This window comes from Mesorhizobium sp. CNPSo 4684, from assembly GCF_057784315.1.
This window is the reverse complement of the sequence record NZ_JBWLUX010000027.1, coordinates 62696-88163: the sequence shown is the minus strand read 5'-3', so window position 1 is coordinate 88163 and position 25468 is coordinate 62696. Positions and strand designations below refer to the sequence as shown.

Genomic DNA, 25468 nt, shown 5'->3' with positions numbered 1-25468 from the left:
GGATCCAGCAGCAGCCGATAGGCGCGAACCGGATCGGCGATGTTCTTGAGGCGCTGCTCGCCAAGACTGGCAAAGCCGACATCAACCTTGTGCAGCGCGTGATCGAACGCCGTGCCCGAGATACATACACCCCCTGGCTCGGCCATCGACTCCAGTCGCGCGGCGATGTTGACGCCATCGCCGTAGATGTCATTTTCCTCGACGATGACGTCGCCAAGATTGACGCCGATGCGAAACTGGATCTGCCGGGCATCGGCGATGCCTTTATTGCGATCGGCCATCCGCCGTTGGATCATGGCAGCGCACTGGACGGCATCGACGACGCTGGCGAACTCGACCAGCGCCCCATCGCCCATGAGCTTGATAATGCGACCGTGGAATTCCTTGATCGCCGGGTCGACCAGTTCGCGACGGCAACTTTTCAACCGCTCGAGCGTGCCGACCTCGTCCTCACCCATGAGGCGGCTGTAGCCAACCACATCGGCAGCAAGGATTGCGGTAAGCCTTCGCTCCATGTGCGGGTGTCTTGCCCCCTAGGTCAACGCTTCGCTGACGAGCGTATTCTAGTACTACTTTGATTGCGAGCGTGCTCGGCCCCTGGGGCAGCGGTCAATGCAACCACCACCTCCTGGCCACTTACTTTACGTTCAGCTCCATCATGTAAGGCTTCGCAATCCCGGGGGCCGTACGCCAATGCTGGACAATTACGAAATCGACCGGTTTGGCGTGATCCACCAGATCGACGTCACGCCGATCAAATACGACAAGCAATACATGTCCTACTACGAGGATCTGAGCGACCGCACCATCAAGCTCGGCTATCAGCGGCTTGGCTGGGTGCTGGGGATCACCGGTGAAATACCGCGGTCGGTGCTGGAGATCGGCTATGGCACCGGCACTTTCATCGAGGCTGCGAAGATAACCGGGGTTGCCGACTGCGCCGGCTGCGACATCACCAGGTTCCCGCTGCCCAAGGGTGTGCGCTTTGTCGATTGGGAGGAGGCGCTCGCCGGTTCGTGGGATCTCGTCGCCATGTTCGACGTCCTCGAGCACATCCCTGACCTGGGTTTTCTCGCTCGCCTTCAGACCCGCCATCTGGCCATTGCCGTGCCCTATTGCCGCTGGCGTGAACTCGGCGCCGATGGCGACGCGTGGTTCGAGACGTGGCGCATGCGTCTGCCCAACGAGCACCTGCACCATTTCGACCGGGACTCGCTGGTGGCGCTTCTGGCGCATCACGGCTTCGAATGCGTAACGCTGAATGGCTTCGAGGACGGCATCAGGCTGCGGCCGGGCGAAGCGGGTCCGAATATTCTGTCCGGCTTTTTCAGAAAGCTGTAGGCCGGTTTCTCTCGACTACGGTCGGATGGTTCGGGAGAGGGCGGTCATCCCTTGATCTTCACCAGCCGCTCCAGCGCATCCACAATCAAATCGCAGAACTTTTGATGGTCGAGCTTCATCGCCACGGTGTGGCGGAAGTCGGTCTGCTCGCTCGCCGTGCCGCCGAAATGGTGCATGCCACCCATCCTCTCGAAATTGCAGACCGTCATGCCCTTGGTCCACCGTCCCGCAAGCTCGACCCGGATATCGGCCTTCTCAGTGGTGAAGACGGCCGGGTCGATCATGGCCGCAACGCAGCATGCGTCATGGATGGCAGGATATTCGATCTGTAAGAGGCCGCCATGCGTGGTGGCGATGAACGCCCATATATCGAGAATGAACCTGGCCATCGGGCCGCCGACGGCGCGCACCCGGTCCTGAAGCTCTTTGGTGGCGAGCGCCTGGTGCGTGAGGTCGAGACCCACCATGGTGACGTCCCAGTTGGCCCGGAACACCACGTCGGCGGCCTCCGGGTCGCCATAGATGTTGAACTCCGCCGCCGGCGTGATGTTGCCGCGCGTGTAGGCGCCGCCCATGGCGACGACCCGCTTCACCCGTTCGACGATGCGGGGGTCCTTGCGCACGGCAAGCGCGATGTTGGTGTAGGGACCGACCGGCACCAGCGTGACCGTTTTCGGCTCATGCGTCATGACCGTGTCGATGATGAAGTCGACGGCATGGCGCTTGTCGAGTTCGAACGAGGCGGGCGGCAGCACTGGGCCGTCGAGCCCGGTCTCGCCGTGGATCTCGATGGCCAGCACCTGATCGATGAGGAGCGGGCCGGGAGAGCCCTTCGCCACCGGCACCTCGATGCCATAGGCGGTGCAGACCGAAAGCGCATTGCGCGTGGTGTTCTCGACATTGTGGTTGCCCGAAACCGTGGTGATGCCGAGGAGGTCGATGTCCGGATTGCCTGCCGCCAGCAGGATGGCGATCGCGTCGTCATGCCCGGGGTCGCAGTCGAGAATGATCTTTTCCATGGTGGTATCTCCTCCGTCGGCCGAGCTTGGCGGGACAAGAGACTGGCGTGTTTGCGCCGTCAAGGCTCTGGTTCTCAACAGATGTAGTGCCAACCCGCTCTGCCCGACGCCGGCAGCTTGGCCAGGCTGCGGGAAGGGCGTTGCTATTTTCCAACGCCGGGCCGGAGGATGCCGGCATGAAGAAAGAATATTCAAAACCGACGCTCGTCCGCAAAGGCCGGCTGTCTGCACACCGCCCAGCAAGCCTCATGCGAAGATTCGCAGGCTCCGGAATAAGGGCTTAGCCGACAGCGGCTGAATCGACACTTCAGGCAAGCAGGCCAAGTGTCTGACATCGTTGCACGCGTGTACTCTTGCGCGGCACTTCGGGACGCTTCTTCAATTCCCTAAACTGATTTGCATACAAATGTTTCTGGTGGGCATGCTATGTGAACCGCTTCACCGTTGCCGCGCAATCGATCGGTTACAGGGGCCGTGCAAGAGCGGGCCCGAGGCAGCGCTCTGCTGCTGCATGGAGGTTACCGATGTTTCAAAGTCTCACCAGAATTCGCGCCGCCTTGGCGCGCGCCAGCAGGCACAGGAAGACCGTGCGGGCACTGAATGCATTGCCGACGGAGATCCAGAAGGACATTGGCTGGACGGAATCGAAGGCGATCGATGAGATACGGCTGCCGTTCTAGGCGGTCGCGGCGCCGAAATCGCACACGCGGCGCGGCGACTGCTGAAGTGCCGGTCGCCCAACTCCCAAAGTGGAGGCAGGCATCTTGCTCTCCTTGCCTACCCCAGCCACCACCACAGCGCCGCCTGGGCCACGCGGAATGGCATTCTGGCTATTCCAGCGGGATAATAGGTCAGCTAGATTGACCTAAATTTGCATGGTCGGAACGATCATGCTTGACCAGATGCCGTATCCCGGGAGGTGGGCTGATGAGTTTGATGGACCTGTTGGCGTCGCGCGCCTCGCGCATGAAGGCGTCGGAAATCCGCGAGCTGCTGAAACTGCTCGACCAGCCCGACATCATCTCCTTTGCCGGCGGCATCCCCGATCCGGCTTTGTTTCCGTCGCAAGCCATCGCCGATGCCTATGCCTCGGTGCTCGGCGGCCCGGATGCAGGCACGGCGCTGCAATACCAGGTCTCGGAAGGCTATCTGCCGCTGCGGCGCTGGCTGGCCGGCCAGATGGGCAAGGTCGGCATCGCTTGCGATGAGCACAACATCTTCATCACCTCCGGCTCGCAGCAGGCGCTGGATTATCTCGGCAAGCTGTTCCTGTCGCCCGGCGACACCGCACTGGTGACGTGGCCGACCTATCTTGGCGCGCTGCAGGCCTTCAACGCCTATGAGCCGCGCTATGACCGGCTGACGCCGGATGGCGGCAACATGACGCCGGCCGCCTACCAGCAGGCGGCCGCTGCCGCTGGCGGCAAGATGAAATTCGCCTATCTGGTGCCCGATTTCGCCAACCCGACCGGCGAGACGCTGAACCGCGCGCAACGCGAGGCGGTGCTCGACCTCGCCGGTGAGCTCGACATCGCCGTCATCGAGGACGCCGCCTATCGCGCGCTGCGCTATGACGGCGAGGGCGAGCCGCCGATCCTGGTACTCGACTGCGAACGCTCCGGTGGTATCGACAATGCGCGCACGCTCTATTGCGGCTCGTTCTCGAAGATCCTGTCGCCGGGCATGCGCGTCGGCTGGGTCTGCGCGCCGCGCCGCGTGGTCGAGCGTCTGGTGCTGATGAAGCAAGCCTCGGACCTGCACAGCCCGTCGATCAACCAGCTGGTCATGCACCGCGTCTCCGAGGCCGTGTTCGACGGCCAGGTGGAAAAGCTGATCGACGCCTATCGTGGTCGCCGCGACGCTCTGCTTGCCGCGCTCGAGGCTGAAATGCCCGACGGTGTGAGCTGGAGCCGCCCCGAGGGCGGCATGTTCGTCTGGCTGACGCTGCCCGAGGGCTCAGATGCCACAGCGCTGCTCGCCCGCTCGGTCAAGGAAGCCCGCGTGGCGTTCGTGCCGGGCAATGCGTTTCATGCCGATGGAACGGGGCGCAATACGATGCGGATGAGCTTTACGCTCGCCGATGAGCGCGCGGTGGGTGAGGGCGTGCCGAGGTTGGCGAAGTTGATGAAGAGCTAATCTCCCCCCTTGTGGGGGAGATGCCCGGCAGGGCAGAGGGGGGCGCTGTCCCGCCGGCGTTGCCAGATTTCTATTGCCTTTGCACCCTGCACCGACAGATCAAGGAAAGATCGTGTTCCTTCGCGCCCCCCTCTGGCCTGCCGGCCATCTCCCCCACGAGGGGGGAGATCAGCAGCTCCTGCGCCTCACTCCGCCGCCACCAGCTTATCCTGCGTCTTGGTCTCGAAATCGCCGGCGTCGTGGCGTTCGTGCAGTTGCATGGCCGGATCGCCGAAGGCGCGGTTGACCATGCGGCCGCGCTGTACCGTCGGGCGGGCGTCGATCGCCTTGGCCCAGCGCTGCACGTGCTCATAGTCCTGCACCGACAGGAACTCGGCAGAATCATTGTACATGCGGCCGAGTGCCAGGCCGCCATACCAGGGCCACACCGCCATGTCGGCGATCGAATAGCCGGCTCCGCCGAGATATTCGGTCTCCGCCAGCCGGCGGTCGAGCACGTCGAGCTGGCGCTTGGTCTCCATGGCGAAGCGGTCGATGGCGTATTCGAATTTCTCCGGCGCGTAGGCATAGAAATGGCCAAAGCCGCCGCCGAGATAGGGCGCCGACCCCATCTGCCAAAACAGCCAGGACAAGGTTTCGGCGCGCGCCGGCTGTTCGGTCGGCAGGAACTCACCGAATTTTTCCGCGAGATAAAGCAGGATCGAGCCGGACTCGAAGACGCGAACCGGCGTCTTGCCGCTCCGGTCGAGCAGCGCCGGAATCTTGGAATTGGGATTGACCTCGACAAAGCCCGAACCGAACTGGTCGCCATCGTTGATACGGATCAGCCAGGCATCGTATTCGGCGCCCTTGTGGCCGAGCGCCAAGAGTTCCTCCAGCATGACGGTCACTTTGACGCCGTTCGGCGTCGCCAGTGAGTAGAGCTGCAGCGGATGCTTGCCGACGGGCAGCACCTTGTCATGCGTCGGGCCGGCGATCGGCCGGTTGATGTTGGCGAACGTGCCGCCATTGGCTTTCTTCCAGCTCCAGACTTTCGGCGGGGTGTATTCGGTCATGGGAGGAATTCCTTGGATTTGGCCGGGGCGAAAACGGCTTGCGCGACGGCGCGAGACTGATGGCGGAAAAGTCGGCGAAACGTAGATACTGACAGAGATAGGTGCAATTCAGAAAGGTTCAACTTGTGTTGAACTATTATCAATGTCAGCGCCTTTTCCCTTGTCCCCGTTCACGGGGAGAAGGTGCCCGAAGGGCGGATGAGGGGCAGCGCGAGGCCGAAGGTTGTCCCGGCCCTTCGCATGGCTCCCAGCCCTTCGGGCGTTCAGCTCCTTCAAAAGGTCCACTGGACCTTTTGATCCGCCCGAAGGCGGACCGGGCCTTCACCGTTCGAAGCTCGAAAAGCCAAGCAATTGGCTTTTCGTCTGCTGCGCAGATCACTTCTCACCCTTGCGTCTCGTGCAGCGCGGCATACCTATAGAGAATACTGCCCACGCATATCTGCCAGGATGAGAGCATGCCAATAGATCCCCTGTCCCCGCTCTTGCGTTCCGTCGTCGCCGTGCGCGCCACGGTTCCCGACGACGCCTTTACGGCGAACGCCCTGGGCACGCGCCGGGAAGGCAGTGGCGTCGTTATCCGCGCTGACGGGCTCGTGCTCACCATCGGCTATCTCATCACCGAGGCGGAAGAGGTCTGGCTGACCGATCAGGACGGCCGCGTGGTGCCGGCGCATGCGCTGGCCTATGACCAGGAGACCGGCTTCGGCCTGGTGCAGGCGCTGGCGCCGCTCGGCCTGCCGGCGGTGGCCTTGGGTGATGCCGAGAAAGCCAAGGTCGGCGACCCCGTGGTGTTTGCAGACGGCACCGGCCGCTCGGTCAAGGCGCACATCGTCACCAAGCAGGAATTCGCCGGCTATTGGGAATATCTGCTCGACGAGGCGATCTTCATCGCGCCGGCGCACCCGTCCTGGGGCGGCGCGGCCCTGATCGGCCAGGACGGCAGCCTGCTCGGCATCGGCTCGCTGCTCCTGCAGATGAGCCGCAATGGCGAGGTCGCCGACATCAACATGGTCGTGCCGATCAACCTTCTGACGCCGATCCTCGACGACCTGCTAACACGCGGCCAGGTGGCGAAGCCGCCACGGCCGTGGCTCGGCGCCTTCTCGGCGGAGTCGAACGGCGCCGTGATTGTGATGAGTGTCGCCGAAGGCGGCCCCGCCGCCAAGGCGGGCCTGCGCCAGGGCGACATCATCTCCGACGTGCGCGACGGCGAGGTCGACGGTCTCGCCGATTTCTACCGCAAGCTCTGGCAGAACCCCGCCGGTTCGGAGATCCCGCTCAGGGTGGTACGCGACGGCCGCGAAACCTGGCTCAGGGTAAAATCCGCCGACCGCAACAGCTTTTTGAAGAAGCCGCATCTGCAGTGAAAGAGCGCCCTCCCTTCTCCCACAGGGCGAAGGGAAGGGGGTCCGGTGCTTGGCCTCGGAGGTTCTGCTGACGGAAACTGGCATCGACAGCCGATATAGCCGGTCCGGCACAAACGAGGTGATGATGGCGCCGATCAAGGTCGATCCGGAAAAAGTTCGCGAATTCCCAGATCCCGAAAGTTTTTACGCCTGGCTGCGGGAGAACCACGCCGGCGAGACCGAGGTCTGGATCAAGGTGCACAAGGTCGGCTCCGGCCTCGCCTCGATCACGCCCAAGCAGGCCATCGACGTGGTGCTGTGCTTCGGCTGGATCGATGCCGTGCGCAAGTCGCTCGATGACAAGAGCTTTCTGCAGCGCTACACGCCGCGCGGCAAAAAGAGCATCTGGAGCAACATCAACATCGACAATGTCGCCCGCTTGGTCGAGGAGGGCCGGATGACCGAGCACGGGCTGCGACAGGTCGAGGCGGCCAAGGCAGACGGCCGCTGGGACCGCGCCTATGCCAGTGGCAAGGACATGAAGATCCCCGACGATCTGCAGGCCGCCATCGATGCCGAACCTGAGGCGAAAGCGATGCTGGCAAAACTCTCCGCCCAGAACCGCTTCGCGCTCGCCTTCCGCACCCACAACATGAAGACCGAAGCCGGGCGCAGGAAGAAGATCGAGGCCTTCGTCGAGATGCTGAAGCGTGGCGAGACGATCCATCCGCAGAAGCGGTGAGGGCGGTCGTTGGTGATCCAGTTTTGATAGGCTAGCACTTGGATACCCCCTCTGGCCTGCCGGCCATCTCCCCCGCAAGGGGGGAGATCAGATGTCACCGATGCTTTCGCCAATCACCAACGTTCCAAGAAAGAGCGCTGTTGGCAAAACTGCCGATCTCCCCCCTTGCGGGGGAGATGTCCGGCAGGACAGAGGGGGGTGTGAAGGAACTCGGCCTTGCGCATCGGCCTTCGCCACTGATGCACCCCATCGCACAGCGATTGTCGTCTCCTCGCCCTAATCATTCGATCCCACCTATGCGATCTTTCGTGCACTATTCATGCGGCACAGGACTTTGCCAATGACCACCTCCACACCCCATTCCGGCAGAGTGGCGCTCGTCACCGGTGGCAATCGCGGCATCGGCCTGGAGACCGGCCGCCAACTGGCGGCGCTCGGTTTCACCGTGCTGCTCGGCACGCGCGATTTCGCCAAAGGCGAGGCGGCCGCGAGGCAACTCGGCGGCAAGGTGGAGGCCATCGCTCTGGATGTCGCTGCACCTGACGCGGCAGCCCTTGCCGTGGCCGAAATCGAGCGCCGCTTCGGCCGCATCGACGTGCTCGTCAACAACGCCGCCATCCATTACGACCCGCGTGCGCGGGCGCTAAAACCCGACTGGACGGTGATCCGCGAAGCCTTCGAGACCAATGTCTTCGGCGCCTGGCGCATAGCTGCCGCCTGCGCGCCGCTGCTCAGCACCTCCGGCCATGGCCGGCTGGTCAACGTCTCCTCCGAGGGCGGTTCGCTCGCCTCGATGGGCGCCGGCGCGCCGGCCTATTCGACGACCAAGGCGACGCTCAACGCGCTGACCTGCATCCTGGCTGCCGAATTGCGCGGCGCCGGCGTGCTGGTCAATGCCATCTGCCCCGGCTGGGTCGCGACCGATATGGGCGGCCCGGGCGGGCGCCCGGTGGCGCAAGGGGCGGCCGGCATCGTCTGGGCCGCGACCTTGCCGGACGACGGCCCGACCGGCGGCTTCTTCCGCGATGGCAAAAGGCTGCCGTGGTGAATGAAGCCGAGATTTGCAAGGTAAGCCGCTGAAAAACATCGGTTTTCCACTCGATCGACGTGAAATCGAGATAGAGTGGAAAAGTCAGCCGGGTCAATGCCTTAGCCAGCAAGCAGCGGAAACCCAGCTCGTTGGGTCTGGAAGCCGCCGAGATGCCCGCACGCCATGCTACGAAAATAGCATTCTCCCCTCACGAAATGTGATGCTACCTTCCTACGCACCCAGGGCGGAGGGGTTACCAAGAGGAGAAGCGGCGGGCGCGACGGCCCGAATTTCCAGCTAAGCGGACGAAACTGTTGAACCATTGCAAGGCCGCCGCGTTTCCCGCTGTCGGCCACAAGGGAGGACCACCTGTGAAAGCAACCTATCTCGTCTCAGCCGCGCTGCTCGCGGCGACTGCGATGCCGGCGGCGGCCGGTGAAATTTCCGACGGCAAGGTCAAGATCGGCATCCTCAACGACCAGTCGGGCGTCTATGCCGATTTCGGCGGCAAATGGTCGGTCGAGGCCGCCAAGATGGCCGTCGAGGATTTTGGCGGCAAGGTCCAGGGCGCGCCGATCGAGATCGTCAACGCCGACCACCAGAACAAGCCGGATATAGCGTCCAACATCGCGCGCCAGTGGTATGACACCGAGCAGGTCGACGCGATCATGGAGCTGACGACCTCTTCGGTGGCGCTCGCCGTCCAGGGGCTTTCCAAGGAAAAGAAGAAGATCGACATCGTCACCGGCGCTGCTTCGACCGACCTGACCGGCAAGCAATGCTCGCCCTATGGCTTCCATTGGGCCTACGACACGCATTCGCAGGCCGTCGGCACCGGCGGCGACCTCGTCAAGCAGGGCGGCGACAGCTGGTATTTCATCACCGTCGACTATGCCTTCGGCTATTCGCTGAAGGACCAGACCGCCAAGCTGGTGGAAGCCAGCGGCGGCAAGGTGCTCGGCGAGGTGCGCTATCCGCTGGGGTCCACGGACTATTCCTCCTTCCTGCTGCAGGCGCAGTCCTCCGGCGCCAAGGTCATCGGCCTTGCCAATGCCGGCCTCGACACCTCCAACTCCATCAAGCAGGCGGCCGAGTTCGGCATTGTCGCCGGCGGCCAGCGGCTGGCGGCACTTCTCTTCACCCTTGCCGAAGTGCACGGCCTCGGCCTGCAGGCGGCGCAGGGCGTGGTGCTGACCGAAGGCTATTACTGGGACCGTGACGACGAGAGCCGCAAATTCGCCGACCGCTTCTTCAAGCGCACCAACCGCATGCCCAACATGGTCCAGGCCGGCACCTATTCGGCGGTGACCCAGTATCTGAAGGCCATCGACAAGGCCGGCACCGACGAGACCGAGGCGGTGGCCAAGCAGTTGCATGAGATGCCCGTCAACGACGTCTTCACCGCCAACGGCAAGGTGCAGGCCGACGGCTCGATGGTGCACGACATGTATCTCTATCAGGTCAAGAAGCCCGAGGAGAGCAAGAAGGACTGGGACTACTACACCTATCTGGCGACCATTCCGGGCGACAAGGCCTTCACCAAGGCCGAAGACAGCGGCTGCCCGCTCGTCACCAAGTGACAGCGGCGCAAGCTGTGGCCGGCCAGTCGGGCGGCGCAAAGGACACGCCGCGGGTGGTGCTTTCCGCCCGCGGCCTCAGGCGTGATTTCGCCGGTTTCGTTGCCGTCAACAATGTCGACCTCGACGTCCATCACGGCCAGATCCATGCGCTGATCGGGCCGAACGGCGCCGGCAAGACCACGATCTTCAACCTGTTGACCAAGTTCCTGCAGCCGACCAGTGGCAGGATCGAATTGCTCGGCCACGATATCACCCCCACCGCGCCGGCCAGGGTGGCGCGCATGGGCCTCGTCCGCTCGTTCCAGATCTCGGCGATCTTTCCGCATCTTAGCGTGCTCGACAATGTTCGCGTCGCCCTGCAGCGGCCGAGCGGGCTGGGCTTCCAGTTCTGGCGCTCGCTGGCCGCACTCGACCGGTTGACGCCGCAGGCGCGCGAACTGCTCGCCATCGTCGGCCTCGACGATGTCGCGCATCGTCTTGCCGGCGATCTCTCCTATGGCAGGAAGCGCGTGCTCGAGATCGCCACCACGCTGGCGCTCGATCCGAAGGTGCTTTTGCTCGACGAGCCGATGGCCGGCATGGGGCACGAGGATGTCGGTGCGATCTCCGGTATCATCCGTTCGCTGGCCAAAGACCGCGCCGTGCTGATGGTCGAGCACAACCTCACCGTCGTCGCCGACCTTTGCGACTGGATCACCGTCATGCAACGCGGCCAGGTGCTCGCCGCCGGCGACTACGCAACGGTGAGCACGGACGAGCGTGTCCGCATCGCTTACATGGGGACCGAGCATGAGTGAGCCGCTGCTTGCTGTGCGCGATCTGCATGCCTGGTATGGCGAGGGCCATGCGCTGCATGGCGTCAATCTCGATGTCTTCCGTGGTGAGACCGTGACCTTGCTCGGCCGCAACGGCGTCGGCAAGACCACCACGCTGCGCGCCATCATGGGGCTGGTTCGCAAGCGCAGCGGCAGCGTCACTTTCGACGGCGGCGATCTGATGCGTCTGCCGCTGCACCGCGTCGCCCATCGCGGCATTGGCTTCGTGCCGGAGGAACGCGGCATCTTCGCCACGCTCACCGTCGACGAGAACCTGATCCTGCCGCCGGTGGTGGCCAAGGGCGGCATGAGCGTCGAGGAAATCTTCGATCTCTTCCCCAATCTGAAGGAGCGGCGCAACAGCCCCGGCACGAAACTCTCCGGCGGCGAACAGCAGATGCTGGCCATCGCCCGCATTCTGCGCACGGGCGTGCAGATGCTGCTGCTCGACGAACCGACCGAGGGCCTGGCGCCGGTCATCGTCCAGCGCATCGGCGAATTGCTGGCGACCCTGAAAAAGCGCGGCATGACCATCCTGCTGGTCGAGCAGAATTTCCGCTTTGCCGCCCGCATTGCCGACCGCTTCTATCTGATGGAGCACGGCAAGGTGGTGGAGGGTTTTGCCGTAAGCGAGCTTTCTGCTCACACCGACCAGCTGCACGAGGTGCTTGGGGTATGATGTCAGTAATCGATGGGAGGGCTGTCATCTTTCGGGCGTCGGCGCTGCCCCTCATCTGGCTGCCGCCATCTTCTCCCCGTAAACGGGGAGAAGGGACGCTGTCGCCGACGATTTCGCCAATCGCAAACGTCAGAGGAAGCGAGCCGGCATCGCGTTCAGCCTCTTTCTCCCCGTTTAAGGGGAGAAATGCCCGGCAGGGCAATGAGGGGCAGCGCCATGTTGGCAATTGGCCATGCCTCCTTCAGCACATGTTTCAGCGGTGACGCCATGACGATGATCTTCGGCATCCCCGTTCAGGCCTTGCTGGGCCAGATGCTGGTCGGGCTGATCAACGGCTCCTTCTACGCCATGCTCAGCCTCGGGCTGGCCGTCATCTTCGGCCTGCTGCGCATCATCAATTTCGCCCATGGCGCGCTCTACATGTTCGGCGCCTTCATCGGCTACCTGATGCTCGTCCATCTCGGCATCGGCTACTGGCCGGCGCTGGTCCTGGTGCCGCTCGTTGTCGGCGTGTTCGGCATGGCGGTCGAGCGCCTGGCGCTGTCCAGGCTCTACCGCCTCGATCCGCTCTACGGCCTGCTCTTCACCTTCGGCCTGGCGCTGGTCATCGAAGGCGTGTTCCGTTTCTATTACGGTGTCTCCGGCAATCCCTACGCCGTGCCGTCGCAACTCGCCGGCGGCACCAATCTCGGCTTCATGTTCCTGCCCAACTATCGCGGCTGGGTGGTGGTGGCGTCGCTCATCGTCTGCATCGGCACCTGGCTGCTGATCGAAAAGACCAGGCTCGGCTCCTATCTGCGCGCCGCGACCGAAAACCCCGAGCTGGTCCAGGCCTTCGGAGTCAACGTGCCGCTGCTGCTCACGCTCACCTACGGGCTGGGCGCGGCCCTTGCGGGGCTCGCCGGCATCCTCGCCGCGCCCGTCTACCAGGTCAGCCCGCTGATGGGCTCCGATCTCATCATCGTCGTCTTCGCCGTCGTCGTGGTCGGCGGCATGGGCTCGATCCTCGGCGCCATCGTCACCGGCTACATGCTCGGCCTCGCCGAGGGCCTGACCAAGGTGTTTTATCCCGAGGCATCGAACCTCGTCGTCTTCGTCATCATGGCGATCGTGCTGCTCTTGCGCCCCGCCGGCCTGTTTGGAAGGGATGCCTGAGATGAGCGAGGCGACCCTTCACGAACAGCGTACCGCCGCTTCCGTTCGGCTTGAGCGGGTGCTGATAGCATTGGCCATACTGGCGCTCATCGCCGCGCCCTTCTTCGTCTACCCGATCTTCCTGATGAAGATGCTGTGCTTCGCGCTGTTTGCCTGCGCCTTCAACCTTTTGCTCGGCTACACCGGGCTGCTGTCCTTCGGCCATGCCACCTTCTACGGCGCCGCCGCCTATTTCTGTGCTTACGCCGTCAAGGGCTGGGGCTGGCCGCCGGAAGCCGGTATCCTGCTCGGCACCGCCGGTGCGGCCGTGCTCGGGCTGGTCATGGGCTTCCTCGCCATTCGAAGACAAGGCATCTATTTCTCGATGATCACACTGGCGCTGGCGCAGATGTTCTATTTCTTCTGCGTCCAGGCGCCGTTCACCGAAGGCGAGGACGGCATACAGGGCGTGCCGCGCGGCACGCTGTTCGGCATCGTCGATCTCAACGTCACCCTCAACATGTACTTCTTCGTTCTCGCCGTTTTCCTCATCGGCGTCTTCGCCGTCTGGCGCATCGTCAATTCGCCCTTCGGCATGATCCTGCGTTCGATCCGCGAGAACGAGAACCGCGCCATTTCGCTGGGCTATTCGGTCGGCCGCTACAAGCTCGCCGCTTTCGTCATGTCGGCAGCTCTCGCCGGCCTTGCCGGCGCCACCAAGGCGATCGTCTTCCAGTTCGCCACGCTCACCGATGTCACCTGGCAGATGTCGGGCGAGGTGATCCTGATGACGCTGCTCGGCGGCATCGGCACCATGGTCGGTCCGGTCGTCGGCGCCGGCCTCGTCGTCGGCCTGGAAAACACCCTCGCCACCTCGGGCTTCCCGGTGACCATCGCCACCGGCCTGATCTTCATGATCTGCGTGCTGGTCTTCCGCCGCGGCATCGTCGGCGAGATCTACGCGCGGTGGCTGTCACCCGGCGGCGGTCGCGACGGAGCCTGACGTCGTCCGCGCGCTTCAGCCCTTGGCCTCGCAGCGTCGCGATCCGGGTCGCTGATTCGAGCAGGCATTCTACGGTATTTGTATTTAGGCAGGTGAATTTCGGTCGGATTCTTGTCTCCAACAGCAGTGAAATTGTCTTGCACCGCAAGGATATTGCTGGCCTCTGGACAACAGTTTAACTGGTCCAATAGGTTGCGCCTCCGACTGAAGACGCGCACGCAGAAAGACGCGGTTGCCCTTGAAAAAGAATGTCTTCTCGTCGGTCGACCTGCCGGCGCATCTCGACGACCGCTCGCGTTTCGCGCTCTGGCAGGACATCCATGTCGCCGAGATTTGGTCGGTCGAATATGCCATCTCCGACAACCGGCCGTTCGAGGCGGCAATCGAAGCGACCGCCGTCGGGCCGGTGGTGCTCGGGCAGATGGCTGGAACGATCCAGCATGCCCGCCGCAAGGAGCGCAATATCGCCGACGATGGGCGCGACGGCTATCTGCTGCTCGTCAACAATGGCGACACGCTGCTGAGCGGTGCCCAGGTCGGCCGTGACTATAGTGTGGGCAAGGGCGAAGCCGCGCTGGTCTCGGCTTCGGAAGCGCTGGAAATGTACGGCAGCGACTGGAACATCTGGGCCAATGTGGTGGTGCCCCGCGAAACCCTGGAGAAAGCCTTCGCCAATATCGACGACCGGCTGGCGCTGACCATCGGTGCCGGCAATGAGGCGCTCGATATGCTCAAGCGCTATTGCAGCTTTCTGAGATCGGGACCCGCCTTGGTCTCGCCGGATCTCGTCACCCATGCCACCGAAACGATCGTCGACCTGCTCGGCCTGGCGACCGGGGCGAAGGGCGAGCCCGCCGAACTGGCGGGACTGCGCGGGCTGCGCGCGGCAAGGCTGCAGGCCATCCTGGACAAGATCCGGGACAATTTCGCCGATCCCGCCATTTCGGCCCAGCGCATCGCCCAGCAACTGCGGCTGTCCCCGCGCTATGTCCATGATCTCCTGCAGGAGACCGGGACGAGTTTCGCCGCGCGCGTTCTCGAACTGCGCCTGCAGAGGGCTCATCGCATGCTCGCCGACCGTCGCAACGACAGGATGCGGATCAGCGAGATCGCGCTGCTCAGCGGCTTCTCCGACGTATCCTACTTCAATCGCTGTTTCCGCCGTCGCTTCGGCTCGACACCGAGCGGCGCCCGCTAAAAGACCCATGTCGCCCGAAGGCACACCCTCGCCCTCAGACTGGAGGGTGTGGAGCCGTTTTGGGATCTCCACATTCATAAAACAAGAGCTTGAGCGCGTCGGTTGAATTTCTTCGAACGCTTTGCAGGCCCCATCGCCTGATGCCGAACGGCCACACTGATTGCGCAAGTGCCGCAGCGCTTTCCAGGACAATTCCAGTGCGGCTCAGCCCAAGACGCCGCCGGTGAACAATGCAAAACCTCGACACCGCCCGGATCGCCGCGGAGCATTTCCACGGCCGGGGGCGCAACATCATCGGGGTAGCAAACAGTGAAAACGATTCTTCTCGCCACAGCCTTCATTCTCGCGCCTGCCGGCATCGCGTCCGCGGCCGACATCAATGAAACCTCGCCGGTTGCCGCCGAGTACGACTGGTCAGGCCTCTATGCCGGCGTTCACTTCGGTTACGCGGATGGAAAATCCGATCTCTTCATCAGCGCAGGCGGTGGGAGCCCCGACGTTACCGCTCCCCTCGATCCGAGCGGTTTTATTGGCGGCGTCCATATCGGCTTCAACCAGGAATTGGCGAACCGCTTCGTGCTCGGCGCCGAGGCTGACCTTGCGTACAGCAATGTCGATGCGGTGACGACCTTCGCCGGTGCCGGCGCGTTGCTTGAAAGCGAACTCAAATGGTCGGGTTCGGCGCGGCTGCGGGCGGGCTATGCGTTCGATCGGACCTTGCCTTACATCACGGCAGGCGTGGCCGCTGCCAAGTATGAAATGAGTGTGATCGGCAGTGGGCTCGGCGGTTCAATAACAATCCATGACGAAACCCATCTTGGCTGGACGGTTGGGGCTGGCGTTGAGCACGCCTTTACCGACAGGTGGATCGCCAGCGTCGAATATCGCTACTCCGACTTCGGCAAAAAGGATATCTCGGTGCCGCTTTTTGGTCCTGGCACAGTTTCGAATATCGATCTCAAGACGCAGGATTTGAGGGTCGGCCTTAGCTACAAGTTCTGATCTGCTGGCGAGGCAATCCTCGGACTCGCTCCGGGTTTTGTTCGTGAGGCACGAATTGACCGGTGTGCGTGAGCTGATCGGCTGATGCTGGATGGCCACACCGGCCAATGATGTCGGGCGAGGCGATCGGATGCCGCCGCTCGGCGGCGTCGGCGCCATGTCCGTTCCGGGCGCCGGGCGATCAGTAGGTTATGGTCACCACCACCGTGTCGGTATAGACGCCGGCCGAGGGCGTGGTCTGCGGCGGCACGCGGCCGTAGACGGTGAGAGGTTGCGCCGCGCCGGTCCCGGTGCCGGCGACCGTGCTTCCCGGTGTCCCGGCATCGCCCCAGGGCTGCGTGCGCGCATTGTCCTTGTAGAGACCGTAGGTGACCCGCTCGGCACCCTTCGACATCTTGCGGTTGGTGGGTGTGCCGCCTGTCGTGCCGCCATTGAGCGACACCGTATAGGCGGTGGACGGGGTGCAGGTGACCGAAACCTGGCCGGTGGCGTCGACATTGGCGTCGAGCACGCCCTTGGAGCCGAAATCGATGTTCTGGGTGGCGACCAGGCAATTGGCCGCAATCGTGGCGTTGATGGTGAAGGTCGGAGAGGCGGCCAGGGTGCCCAGGCCGGTGTCGCAATTGCTGCCCAGCAGGTTTGTCCGGTAGCGGAACTCGACATGCCCGCCCGAAAACGTTGACAGATAGGTGCCGGGCGGAACGGTCGCCTGGCCGCCGGCAACCCGGCCATAGAGCGTCAAGGTGCCGGATGAGTTGCCCAGGACACTGGGGCTCAGCTGCAGCGGCGGCGGGCGCGAGGCATAGGCCCAGGCATAGGACCCCCAGACGACACTCATCGCCGGGTCCGAATAGATCTGGTAGTCGAGGCTGTTGGCGCCGCTCAGCATCTGCCGGGCTGCCGCCGAGGTTGCGCCGCCGGTACCGGCGGCGAGATGCGGACAGACCAGAATGGGCAGCAGCAACGGCAAACTGCCGCTGCAGGTCACGTTGAGGGTGGCCGTCGATGTCGCCGCGCTGCCCGACAGCGTGTCGACGGCGCCGAAATTCATGTTGGTGACGGTAAAGCTGCAGCTTTGCGCCAGGGCGAGCGACGGCAACATCGCCACCAGGATTGCAACGATTGCGGCGCGCAGCATCTGGCCTGGCATTGTCATTGGCACACCACAGTCTTGATCGTCACTTGCTGCCCGCGCGCCGCTTCGAAGGGGAAATTTGCCCGGCACGAGCTGCCGTCCGCCAGGCCGACTGCCACCGCATTCTGCTTGCCGAGGCCCTTGATGTAGGCCTGGCCGTCATAGCCGACGACGAAGTCTTCGGTGCCGCCGTCGACGCGCCCCAACAGTCCGGCTTCGAGCGGCGCTCCGCTCCCATCGACCAGCGTCACAAGGGCTGCCTGCGCCGCCTCCGACACGCCGAACTTCAGCACCACGCCGTTGCGGTCGGCCGGGACGACGGTCTCCTTGGTGGTCGGGACATCGGCATCGACGGGCAGATTCTCAGGGTCGATCGAGACCGTGTTCAGCTCATAGGAGTTGAGCCCGGTGACCAGGATGCGGCCTTTGCTGTCGGTCTTTCCGACCGGCCTGTTCTGATGCAGCACCTCGACGTCAGGCGTGCCGACGTCGACGACGGCAAAGGCATCGTCGATGCGGTTGGTGGCGAACACGCCGCCGCCCGCCGCAGCGATGGCCCCGTCCATCTGCCCGGTCACGCGAAAATCCTTGTCGAATTGCTGGGCGCCGGCCTGGAAACGCGCAAAGGGCGCGCGATAGCTGGCGGCTGCCGAGCGGTTGGGGACCTCGCCCTCCGACGTGCGCAGCTGCCAGCCGATGCTGCCGTCCTCCGCCCGTTCCGACTTGGCGAGGTCGGCAACGACATTGAGGCCGTCAGGCCCTTGCTCGACCCCTGTCGAGGCTGTGATGTCGTCGTTGAACGGGATCGAAAGCCCGGCGAACACGCCATAGCTGCTGTCGTCGTCGAGATCAGCAAAGGCGGTGGCATAGAGCGTGCTGCGCTTGAAGATCGCCTGGCTGTAGGAGAGGCCGACGATCTGGCTGGTATCGCCCTCGGCGCTTTTCAGATGGGTGTAGGAGAGGTTGAGGCTGGAGAAATCGAGCGGCATCGGCACGCTGAGCGTCACCTGGTCGACCGCGCGCGGCACGCCGGCGCTGAAACGGGTGAAATCGTCGGGGTCGAGAACCGGCTGCGCCGTCACCGAGGCGATGTCTTCATAGCCGCCGAAGGCCCGCTGCATGTGCGCGTTGATCGCCCAGCCATCATAGCCGAATTCGACACTGGCATCGACCAGCGCGCCAGTGCGCCCGTCATGGTCGCTGCCCGCCACTGCCGCCGACGCCGCGCCGTAAGGCCCGAGCGGAAAGGCAGCGCCGACGCCGCCATTGATCAGATCAGCGCCACCCTCGGCATGGGCTTCCAGCGTCAGCCGGTCGCTCAGGCCATAGCGTGCCGTGGCGACGCCCATGACGCGGCCGTCATAGTCGTCGGAGGAGATACCGAAATTGCGCCGCGCCATGCCCGCTTCGACGGAGAAATCGAGCAGTCCCTGACGCAGCAGCATGTTCGAGGCGTAGAACGGCAAGGTAGCGGTGGTCTCTCGCCCGAGACTGTCGCGCAGCACCACCTGCGCTTGTCCGGCGCCGGTGAACACCGGCAGATTGGTGACCTGGAACGGCCCGGGCTGGATGTCGCCGGAATAGGTGCGGACGTTTTGCGTATAAACTTCGAGTGTCGACGGCACCGCCGCCGTGCCGCCGAAGGAGGGCAGGGGCAATGTCACCAGATCCGAGCGCAGGCGGAAATTGCGCTGCGCCTGGATGCCGCCGAGATAGACCGGACGCGTCCACGGCAGTCCGCCGGAGACGAAGTCGCCGGCGCGGTAGGTCATCAGCCGGTCGGGGTCGGAATAGCTCCAGGTCGTGTTGAGCCGCGTGAAGCCGCCGAGCCTGCCGTCGGAATAGCCAGCGATGAACGACTGGCTAAGCGTTCCATAAGGGCTGAACACACGCGTGTCGAAGCCGCCCGAAATGCCCTGAAACAGTTCGTTGTCGCCGTCGAACAATGTGTTGGAACTGGCAAACAGCGAGTAGTTGAGCACCGCGCCGTAGCCCGATTGCGGCGCCGGCCGGTCCTGCAGGCGCAGGCCGAGATCGACGATGCGCGCCTCGCGGCTGTCATTGGCGGCGGTGACGTAGAGCCGCTGCGCCGCCTCGTCGATCTGAAACGACACGTCGGCCAGTTGGTCGAGCCTGACCAGGCCGCCGGCGCCTTCGGCACCCTCCGGCGGTTTCAGCCCGACGTCCTTCAGCTCTTGCGGCGTCGCCGCCAGGCCGCCATCCGGCATCTCGGTGAAATTGCCGATCAGTTTCGTAGAGGCGTCGTTGATGAACACCTCCAGATAGAGGCTGCGGCCGGCCGGCAAAACGGGATCAGGCTCTTCAGGGTTCGTCACGGCCGGCGGCTCTTGCGAGTTCACTGCCGGGCAAGGTGTGAAAGTCGCGAGCGCGACGACAATCGCGGTGCTAGCGGCCCTTGACGGCAACTTTGGCATCGAAGGGTCCAAGATCGCTCTGTGCCTTCAAAAGCACGGAGCCTACGGACAGTGATTTGCTGCTGCCGATCGGCCACTGCATGGTCGCGCCGCCCAGCACATAGCCGACGAGCCCGTTTCGGTTGCCGAGCTTCTTGCCGCCCTGGGTCAGCGTCAGGTTGGACAGGCGAAAGCGGCTCTCGCCGCTGTTGCTGGCGGTGAGCATCAGGCTGCCGCCATTGCGCGAAAGGCTCCACGCGATCGCCGGCGCGGCTGCGTCGGCGTTGCGGAAAAACACCGGCACCGAATAGCGCAGCGCAAGCGCAACCGTGCCGGCCTTCTTGCGCGAGGGGTCGGGCAGTTCGTCGACGATGAGGCGGTAGCTCTCTTCGGCCCGCACCTGCGCCTTCGAGACGCGCACGACGCGAACCACGTATTGGGCGTTGGGTCCGAGCTTGGTCGATGGCGGGCTGGCGACGACATCCGTGGTTGGCGTCAGCGTCTCGATGCCGCCGGACTGGCTCCATGCGAAGACCCTGATCTGCACATTGATCGGCCGCTTGGCGTCGTCGTTGCTGAGGTTGAGGACCGCCGAGGCGTCGGGCGCGATCAGCTCGAGACCTGTCGGCGCCACTCTCAGTGAGGTGGCGTCTGAGGGTCCGGCGCACAGCAACAGAAAAGCCGTGGCGCCAATGCATGAAAGCATGGATCGCATGTCGTCCTCGTCGTGGCGTCGTTGGTTAGGTCGTTGGTTAGTAGGTTACGGTGATCGCAACGGTGTCGGTGTAGACGCCTGCCGCCGGCGTCGTTTGCGTTGGAACACGGCCATAGACCGTGATGTTCTGCACGCTGCCATTGCCGGTTCCCGCAACCGTTTCGGTGGGAATCGTTGTCCCCCAGAGCTGCGTGCGGGTGCTTTCCCTGTAGATTGTGTAGTTGATTGTCGCCGACGCCGGTCCGGTCATCTTGCGGACCGCGGTGGTCGCGCCCGCGCCAAGCCCGACACCCAGACCCACATCGTAGGTCTTGCCGACCGTGCATTGCACGCCAATGGTGCTTGTCTGGTCGACATTCGCATCGATGACGCCGTGCGTGCCGAAATCAAGATCGCTTGCCGTCTGGACCTTACATTCGTCGATAATGGTGATGCGCACCGTCATGTTGCCAGACGCGGTGGCGGCGATCGCGGACAGGGTTGAAAACAACGATGCTCCCGCCAGCAGCGCGTATTTCAGCAATCTCATGCGTATGTCCCTCCGTGAGGCAGACCGTTTCTCGCGAACAGTCCTGGCCCGGATTTCACTCCTGCAGCTCCTCCCGCTGCATGCTGCGCAGTGACATCAACGATATCGGTAATGCGAAAAGCGAGCTGCGCAATGATTATTCCAACTTAGATTCGGATTCCCATAGGTGAATAACTTCAAGGTGTATCAGGTGATTTTGGTTAAGATTTGGTTAACGCGGGTAAAATCGACTTTTTCTGAAAGTGAAAATTCGTCTATACATAATTTATTTTAGTTGTTCCGCTGAAATTTCGAAAGTCAACGTCGATTCATTTTGATTTGATAGAGTCTGTCCGCCTGTCTCTGATTATCGATTATTTCGTATGCCGAGCCAAGCGACCGTCGCCGTCGCTGCGCTGCCAGGGCCGCATTCCCCAAAACCGTGTTCCGCCCAGCCCAAGCATGGTCGTGCCGGCTGAGATAAATCCACCGCCGTCGGATCGCGGGGAAACATTTGGGAATCATTCTTGCCACGCTCACCCTGATTCCCGACGGCCGCGCATCGGCCGGACGGGAGATGCGCCTGTTGTCCCTTCGAGCCATGATCGCACACCGGTAGCCGCCCGGACCGGCTGCAGACGTCAAGAAAAGGAGGAACGATGAAGAAGACATACGAGAAGCCAAGGCTCGAAAAGCGCCAGAAGCTGTCCTGCGTCACAGCGGTTGCCGTGTCAGGGCCAGTCGAAAACGGCAGCTGACGCCTTCGATCGGCGTCGGACCTACTGCAGACAAGGAGAACGGCCATGGATCAGCATGCGAACCCGTCGCCCGGCTTTCGGCGCAATCCGGGCAAGGTGATCACCATCGAGCCCTTCAAGGGGCGTGTCGTCGTGTTTGCCAATGGCGCCATCATCGCCTCGTCGGCGAAAGCCAAATAGTGACCGAGCCGCCTCATCCCTTCTCCTTCTACATCCCGTTCGAAGACATCGACTTTCGCAAGCTCAAGAAGACGGCGCTGTCGACGCTGTGCCCCTACTACAAGGGCGACGCCAGCTACTGGGACGTGCTGCCGGCGGGTGGAGCCGGCAAGGACGCGATGTGGGCTTATGAGCAGCCATTCGATGAGATGGCGGGGATTCGCGACCACGGCGCCTTCTATCCCGACCGGGTCACCATCGACGCTGCGCCGCGCTGAACATCATGCCTGTTGCCCAGAAAGTGCGTCGCGTTTTTGGAGCCAACGACATGCATGAACAGGGGAGCTCTCATGCTGGCGGAAGCTGCCCTCGGGTTCGACCCGAGGGCGCGGCGGTTTTGCATCGGCGACAAGCCGACAACGAAGACAACAAGGTCATGGACGAAAAGCAGAGAGCCATCCTCGACCAAATCCCCCGTCTGCGGCGCTATGCGCGTTCGCTGCTGCGCGACCGCGATTCCGCCGACGATCTCGTCCAGGACTGCCTCGAACGGGCGCTGCTGCGGCTGGACAACTGGCAGACGGGAGAGAGCCCGCGAAAATGGCTGTTCACGATCATGCATCATCTGTTCATCGACCAGATGCGCAAGGTGAACCGGCGTGGCGAGGCCTCGATGCTGCCGCTGGAAGCCGGCGAGGTGCAGGCCTCTCCCGCCGACCAGCTGGACAACGTCGCGGCGCGCGAGATCATTGATGCGCTGCAGGCGATCAGCCCCGACCGCCGCGCTGCCCTGACCATGGTCGCCATCGAGGGTTTTTCCTACGCCGAGGCCGCCGAGATGCTTGGCGTGCCGGCCGGCACGCTGATGTCGCGCATTGCGCGTGGCCGCGAGGAATTGCGCGGCCTGCTTGAGGACAATGCGCGCCGCCACGCGATAAGGATTGTCGAACCCGGGCCGGGCCGGACGGGCCCAATCAGGGCGCCCGTGGCATGATGGATCCCGATCGCATGATGAAGCCTCGCGGCATGATCCGGCACGGTTGCGGGCTTTGCGCCTCGTATGCGCACGCATCCGGTAACGGTTTCTTGTCTGCTTCCATTTATAATGGGTGCGATAGGGTGGACGAAACCAGGGCATGGCTGAAGAGAAAAGACGCAACAGCGAATTCTGGGCGCTGGCGCTTGAACGCGCTCAGCTCGGCGTATGGGACTGGGATATTTTGAGCGGCGACTGTTTCTATTCGCCGACCTGGTCGCACATGCTCGGCTATGAGGATGGCGAGCTTGCCAACACCGGCGACCTCTGGCTGCAACTGACGCATCCCGACGACCGCGAGCGGGCGCTGGCCAGCGGCGAACGCCACATTGCCGGCCTGACCAATTCGATCGAGACCGAGCTGCGCCTGAAGCACAAGGACGGCCACTGGATCTGGGTGCTCGACCGCGGCGGCATTGTCGAGCGTGACGAGACAGGCAAGCCGGTCAGGCTGATGGGCGTCCAGACCGATATCAGCCGCCAGAAGGAGGCCGAAGCCGAACTGGAGCGGGTCAATGTGCGTTTCCGCCTGGCGCTGGCGGCCAGCGGCACCGGCATCTGGCATCACGATATCGACGCCAACAAGAGCTACTGGGACGCGCGCACCAGGGAGATCTTCGGCCTCGTCGCAGACACTGACGAGGTGGCCGCCGACCTCTGGCACACCTATCTCCACCCCGACGACAAGGACACCACCGAGCGCGCTCATCTGCCGCTTGCGACCGACGCAGTCATTGCCTCGCAATACCGCATCATCCGGCGAGACGGCGAAATCCGCCATGTCGAATCGCTGGTGCGCTTCATCGCAGCTCCTGGGACCGCGGGCCAGATTCTCGGCACTGTGCGCGACATCACCGAGGACAAGAAGCGCGAACGCGAACTCGCCTACGCCGCTCACCACGATGCGCTGACCGGCCTGTTTAACCGCGCCGCCTTCGACCGGCTGCTGGCCGAACACATCGCCACCGAGCGGCTTGTGCCGCTGGCGGTGTTCTATGTCGATCTCGACTACTTCAAGGCGCTCAACGACTTTGCCGGCCACGCCGCCGGCGACCTGGCGCTGAAGGGTGTCGCCGCCGGCATATTGGGCTGCCTGCCGTCATCGGCGCGCGCCGCGCGCCTGGGCGGCGACGAGTTCGCGCTGCTGGTTCCCAATTGCCAGCCGGCCGCGGCCGAGCCGCTGGCCGGCGCAATCCTTGCGGCGGTGCGCGATGCCGACCTCGGCCTGCCGGCCACGTCGCGCAAGCTTGCGGCCAGCATCGGCATCGCCTTTGTCGACGACACCACCACGACGGTGGCCGATGCGCTGGCCTGCGCCGACGACGCCTGCTATGCGGCCAAGGCTGCGGGGCGCAACCGCTTTGCTGTGTTTTCGGCTGACTCGGCCTCGGGCTCCGGCGGCCTCAACGCGGCGCGTGTCGCCGCCGACACCGTCGACGCCATGGACGACGGACGGTTGAAACTGTTCGGCCAGGAGATTCATCTGCTTGGGAAACCCTGGCGGGAGAGCCGTCATGTCGAAGTGCTGGCGCGGCTTGCCGGGCGCAATGGCAAGCTTATCCCGCCGGGCGAGTTCATTCCGGTTGCCGAGCGCTTCGGCATTGCCTCGCGGCTCGACCGCTGGATCATCAGGACCGCACTGTCGCAGCATGGCCCGGCCATGAAATCAGGCGCCATCACGCTCGGCTTCAACCTGTCGGCGCAAACGCTGAGCGATCCGCTGCTGTGGGATTTCGTCGACGCCGCCATCGCCGAGACCGGCGCGCCGCATTCCGGCATCGGCTTCGAGATCACCGAGACCGCCGCCGTCACCAATTTCGACGCCGCCGAACAGTTCGTGCGCAAGGCGCGTGAGCGGCAATGCCGCGTCAGTCTCGACGATTTCGGCGCCGGCATGAGCTCGTTCGAATATCTCAGGCGCTTTCCTGTCGATCAGATCAAGATCGACGGCTCGTTCATCGAAAACATCGCGCAAAGCCGCTTCGACCGAGAGATCGTTTCAGCCATTACGGGCATCGCCAAAAGCCTCGGCTGCGCGGTGGTGGCCGAAAAGATCGAAGAGCAGGCCGCGCTCGACATTTTACGCGACATGGGTGTCGCCTACGGCCAGGGTTTTCTGCTGCACCGGCCGGAGCCGCTGGAGGCGATCGTGGCAAGGGCGAGCGCCGAGGCGCCGCGCAAGCGGTTCGGCTGACGGGCGAGCCCCAGTTGAAGGGGCAACTCGCCGGTGAGAAAATTCGGGCACCACCACCCGACCGTTAAGCCGTCTTGGCCTGAAAGTTCGGCGCACCGGTCCATCACGTCTGCAAGAGGACGATCTTCCTTGTGGGAGATCAGCACTCAGCGGTGCGCGTGGCTATCGTTGCGCTTGCGAGTTGCTGCGGCCTTCTTTGCCGATGCCGACTTGCTGGCCGAAGAGCGCGAGGCTGACGCCTTGCCGCCGAGCTTGCCGCCCCTGTGAGCGGCCGGATGACCGGTGTCTTTGCCGCGGCCCGAACCGCCTTCCTTCTTGCCGCCGCCATCGTCTTTGTTCACCGTCGCCCAGGCACGACGTTCGGCCTCTTTTTCAGAGACGCCTCGATGCTCGTAGCCTTCGGCGATGTGGTCGGCTTTACGCTCCTGCTTGTCGGTATATTTCGATTTATCTCCACGCGGCATTGTCT

The 25468-nt window shown here is 63.5% G+C and carries 25 protein-coding genes; 17 read left to right on the top strand and 8 right to left on the bottom strand.

The genetic code is table 11. The features are described 5' to 3' along the window. On the bottom strand, positions 1–515 hold a 515-nt coding region (locus AC04SG_RS23780; protein WP_488553031.1), incomplete at its 3' end, for an adenylate/guanylate cyclase domain-containing protein. 178 nt (positions 516–693) lie between these two features. Here AC04SG_RS23780 and AC04SG_RS23775 point away from each other — a divergent pair. Continuing rightward, the gene (locus tag AC04SG_RS23775) at positions 694–1341 is read left to right on the top strand and encodes a class I SAM-dependent methyltransferase (RefSeq protein ID WP_488553030.1); all 648 of its coding nucleotides are present in this window, start codon (positions 694–696) and stop codon (positions 1339–1341) included. A gap of 44 nt (positions 1342–1385) precedes the next feature. On the opposite strand, the gene AC04SG_RS23770 is transcribed toward AC04SG_RS23775, so the two are convergent. Further along, positions 1386–2360 (bottom strand): nucleoside hydrolase, encoded by a 975-nt coding sequence (locus tag AC04SG_RS23770; RefSeq protein WP_488553029.1) that lies wholly within the window; start codon positions 2358–2360, stop codon positions 1386–1388. Between the two features lie 524 nt (positions 2361–2884). Between AC04SG_RS23770 and AC04SG_RS23765 the strand changes: the two genes are divergently transcribed. Both AC04SG_RS23765 and AC04SG_RS23760 read left to right on the top strand, forming a co-directional pair. Further along, positions 2885–3040, top strand: coding sequence for a DUF1127 domain-containing protein (locus AC04SG_RS23765; RefSeq protein ID WP_488553028.1), 156 nt, complete (start codon positions 2885–2887; stop codon positions 3038–3040). A 244-nt stretch (positions 3041–3284) separates the two neighbouring features. Continuing rightward, a complete protein-coding gene (locus AC04SG_RS23760) occupies positions 3285–4496 on the top strand; it encodes an aminotransferase-like domain-containing protein (RefSeq protein ID WP_488553036.1) in 1212 nt (403 codons plus the stop codon). Positions 4497–4681: 185 nt separating this feature from the next. Here AC04SG_RS23760 and yghU read toward each other — a convergent pair whose 3' ends face one another. Further along, positions 4682–5551 carry a glutathione-dependent disulfide-bond oxidoreductase gene (yghU, locus tag AC04SG_RS23755; RefSeq protein ID WP_488553027.1) on the bottom strand — a complete coding sequence of 290 codons (870 nt, stop codon included), beginning with the start codon at positions 5549–5551 and terminating at the stop codon, positions 4682–4684. A 455-nt stretch (positions 5552–6006) separates the two neighbouring features. On the opposite strand from yghU, the gene AC04SG_RS23750 reads away from it, so the two are divergent. The 10 genes from AC04SG_RS23750 to AC04SG_RS23705 all read left to right on the top strand — a co-directional run bounded on the left by AC04SG_RS23750 (position 6007) and on the right by AC04SG_RS23705 (position 16080). Next, positions 6007–6918 carry a S1C family serine protease gene (locus tag AC04SG_RS23750; protein WP_112566930.1) on the top strand — a complete coding sequence of 304 codons (912 nt, stop codon included), beginning with the start codon at positions 6007–6009 and terminating at the stop codon, positions 6916–6918. A 124-nt stretch (positions 6919–7042) separates the two neighbouring features. Then, a complete protein-coding gene (locus AC04SG_RS23745) occupies positions 7043–7639 on the top strand; it encodes a YdeI/OmpD-associated family protein (RefSeq protein ID WP_488553026.1) in 597 nt (198 codons plus the stop codon). A 340-nt stretch (positions 7640–7979) separates the two neighbouring features. Next, on the top strand, positions 7980–8687 hold the full coding sequence (locus tag AC04SG_RS23740) for an SDR family NAD(P)-dependent oxidoreductase (RefSeq protein WP_488553025.1): 708 nt from the start codon (positions 7980–7982) through the stop codon (positions 8685–8687). 353 nt (positions 8688–9040) lie between these two features. Next, complete coding sequence (locus AC04SG_RS23735; RefSeq protein ID WP_488553024.1) at positions 9041–10249, top strand: ABC transporter substrate-binding protein; 1209 nt, start codon at positions 9041–9043, stop codon at positions 10247–10249. A 14-nt stretch (positions 10250–10263) separates the two neighbouring features. Beyond that, a complete protein-coding gene (locus AC04SG_RS23730) occupies positions 10264–11046 on the top strand; it encodes an ABC transporter ATP-binding protein (protein WP_488553023.1) in 783 nt (260 codons plus the stop codon). Next, positions 11039–11743, top strand: coding sequence for an ABC transporter ATP-binding protein (locus AC04SG_RS23725; protein ID WP_112566921.1), 705 nt, complete (start codon positions 11039–11041; stop codon positions 11741–11743). Before AC04SG_RS23730 ends, AC04SG_RS23725 begins: the two co-directional genes overlap by 8 nt. 267 nt (positions 11744–12010) lie before the next feature. Further along, entirely contained in the window at positions 12011–12898 is an 888-nt protein-coding gene (locus AC04SG_RS23720; protein WP_112566970.1) for a branched-chain amino acid ABC transporter permease, read from the top strand. A gap of 1 nt (position 12899) precedes the next feature. Continuing rightward, entirely contained in the window at positions 12900–13880 is a 981-nt protein-coding gene (locus AC04SG_RS23715) for a branched-chain amino acid ABC transporter permease (protein ID WP_488553022.1), read from the top strand. Positions 13881–14118: 238 nt separating this feature from the next. Next, positions 14119–15078: an AraC family transcriptional regulator gene (locus AC04SG_RS23710; protein WP_488553021.1), complete on the top strand. Its 960-nt coding sequence runs from the start codon at positions 14119–14121 to the stop codon at positions 15076–15078. Between the two features lie 309 nt (positions 15079–15387). Continuing rightward, positions 15388–16080, top strand: a complete 693-nt coding sequence (locus tag AC04SG_RS23705) for an outer membrane protein (RefSeq protein WP_488553020.1) — start codon at positions 15388–15390, stop codon at positions 16078–16080. A 181-nt stretch (positions 16081–16261) separates the two neighbouring features. Here the strand turns inward: AC04SG_RS23705 and AC04SG_RS23700 are convergent, their stop codons facing one another. The 4 genes from AC04SG_RS23700 to AC04SG_RS23685 are packed head-to-tail and all read right to left on the bottom strand — an operon-like array spanning position 16262 to position 20873. Continuing rightward, positions 16262–17218 carry a Csu type fimbrial protein gene (locus tag AC04SG_RS23700; protein WP_488553035.1) on the bottom strand — a complete coding sequence of 319 codons (957 nt, stop codon included), beginning with the start codon at positions 17216–17218 and terminating at the stop codon, positions 16262–16264. A gap of 14 nt (positions 17219–17232) precedes the next feature. Continuing rightward, positions 17233–19650 carry a fimbria/pilus outer membrane usher protein gene (locus tag AC04SG_RS23695; protein ID WP_488553019.1) on the bottom strand — a complete coding sequence of 806 codons (2418 nt, stop codon included), beginning with the start codon at positions 19648–19650 and terminating at the stop codon, positions 17233–17235. Continuing rightward, entirely contained in the window at positions 19622–20344 is a 723-nt protein-coding gene (locus AC04SG_RS23690) for a fimbrial biogenesis chaperone (RefSeq protein WP_488553018.1), read from the bottom strand. Before AC04SG_RS23690 ends, AC04SG_RS23695 begins: the two co-directional genes overlap by 29 nt. Positions 20345–20381: 37 nt before the next feature. Beyond that, on the bottom strand, positions 20382–20873 hold the full coding sequence (locus tag AC04SG_RS23685; RefSeq protein WP_488553017.1) for a Csu type fimbrial protein: 492 nt from the start codon (positions 20871–20873) through the stop codon (positions 20382–20384). A gap of 782 nt (positions 20874–21655) precedes the next feature. Between AC04SG_RS23685 and AC04SG_RS23680 the strand changes: the two genes are divergently transcribed. From AC04SG_RS23680 to AC04SG_RS23665, 4 genes are all read left to right on the top strand, one after another. Further along, positions 21656–21790 carry a hypothetical protein gene (locus AC04SG_RS23680; protein WP_488553016.1) on the top strand — a complete coding sequence of 45 codons (135 nt, stop codon included), beginning with the start codon at positions 21656–21658 and terminating at the stop codon, positions 21788–21790. Beyond that, entirely contained in the window at positions 21790–22047 is a 258-nt protein-coding gene (locus AC04SG_RS23675) for a DUF427 domain-containing protein (protein WP_488553015.1), read from the top strand. The genes AC04SG_RS23680 and AC04SG_RS23675 overlap by 1 nt, the downstream gene beginning before the upstream one ends. Before the next feature lie 158 nt (positions 22048–22205). Further along, positions 22206–22763, top strand: a complete 558-nt coding sequence (locus AC04SG_RS23670) for an RNA polymerase sigma factor (protein ID WP_488553014.1) — start codon at positions 22206–22208, stop codon at positions 22761–22763. 142 nt (positions 22764–22905) lie between these two features. Next, positions 22906–24999 carry an EAL domain-containing protein gene (locus AC04SG_RS23665; RefSeq protein ID WP_488553013.1) on the top strand — a complete coding sequence of 698 codons (2094 nt, stop codon included), beginning with the start codon at positions 22906–22908 and terminating at the stop codon, positions 24997–24999. Positions 25000–25145: 146 nt separating this feature from the next. On the opposite strand, the gene AC04SG_RS23660 is transcribed toward AC04SG_RS23665, so the two are convergent. Continuing rightward, positions 25146–25463 carry a plasmid stabilization protein gene (locus AC04SG_RS23660; RefSeq protein ID WP_488553012.1) on the bottom strand — a complete coding sequence of 106 codons (318 nt, stop codon included), beginning with the start codon at positions 25461–25463 and terminating at the stop codon, positions 25146–25148. Positions 25464–25468 lie beyond the last annotated feature (5 nt).

Excerpts from the sequence above, each read along its gene's own strand:
- AC04SG_RS23715 (WP_488553022.1), top strand. The coding sequence starts at position 12,900 with ATGAGCGAGGCGACCCTTCACGAACAGCGTACCGCCGCTTCCGTTCGG.
- AC04SG_RS23765 (WP_488553028.1), top strand. The coding sequence starts at position 2,885 with ATGTTTCAAAGTCTCACCAGAATTCGCGCCGCCTTGGCGCGCGCCAGC.
- AC04SG_RS23670 (WP_488553014.1), top strand. The coding sequence starts at position 22,206 with ATGGACGAAAAGCAGAGAGCCATCCTCGACCAAATCCCCCGTCTGCGG.
- AC04SG_RS23680 (WP_488553016.1), top strand. The coding sequence starts at position 21,656 with ATGGATCAGCATGCGAACCCGTCGCCCGGCTTTCGGCGCAATCCGGGC.
- yghU (WP_488553027.1), bottom strand. The coding sequence starts at position 5,551 with ATGACCGAATACACCCCGCCGAAAGTCTGGAGCTGGAAGAAAGCCAAT.
- AC04SG_RS23720 (WP_112566970.1), top strand. The coding sequence starts at position 12,011 with ATGACGATGATCTTCGGCATCCCCGTTCAGGCCTTGCTGGGCCAGATG.
- AC04SG_RS23745 (WP_488553026.1), top strand. The coding sequence starts at position 7,043 with ATGGCGCCGATCAAGGTCGATCCGGAAAAAGTTCGCGAATTCCCAGAT.
- AC04SG_RS23695 (WP_488553019.1), bottom strand. The coding sequence starts at position 19,650 with ATGCCAAAGTTGCCGTCAAGGGCCGCTAGCACCGCGATTGTCGTCGCG.
- AC04SG_RS23725 (WP_112566921.1), top strand. The coding sequence starts at position 11,039 with ATGAGTGAGCCGCTGCTTGCTGTGCGCGATCTGCATGCCTGGTATGGC.
- AC04SG_RS23700 (WP_488553035.1), bottom strand. The coding sequence starts at position 17,218 with ATGCTGCGCGCCGCAATCGTTGCAATCCTGGTGGCGATGTTGCCGTCG.
- AC04SG_RS23775 (WP_488553030.1), top strand. The coding sequence starts at position 694 with ATGCTGGACAATTACGAAATCGACCGGTTTGGCGTGATCCACCAGATC.
- AC04SG_RS23690 (WP_488553018.1), bottom strand. The coding sequence starts at position 20,344 with ATGCGATCCATGCTTTCATGCATTGGCGCCACGGCTTTTCTGTTGCTG.
- AC04SG_RS23685 (WP_488553017.1), bottom strand. The coding sequence starts at position 20,873 with ATGAGATTGCTGAAATACGCGCTGCTGGCGGGAGCATCGTTGTTTTCA.
- AC04SG_RS23740 (WP_488553025.1), top strand. The coding sequence starts at position 7,980 with ATGACCACCTCCACACCCCATTCCGGCAGAGTGGCGCTCGTCACCGGT.
- AC04SG_RS23750 (WP_112566930.1), top strand. The coding sequence starts at position 6,007 with ATGCCAATAGATCCCCTGTCCCCGCTCTTGCGTTCCGTCGTCGCCGTG.
- AC04SG_RS23770 (WP_488553029.1), bottom strand. The coding sequence starts at position 2,360 with ATGGAAAAGATCATTCTCGACTGCGACCCCGGGCATGACGACGCGATC.
- AC04SG_RS23660 (WP_488553012.1), bottom strand. The coding sequence starts at position 25,463 with ATGCCGCGTGGAGATAAATCGAAATATACCGACAAGCAGGAGCGTAAA.
- AC04SG_RS23665 (WP_488553013.1), top strand. The coding sequence starts at position 22,906 with ATGGCTGAAGAGAAAAGACGCAACAGCGAATTCTGGGCGCTGGCGCTT.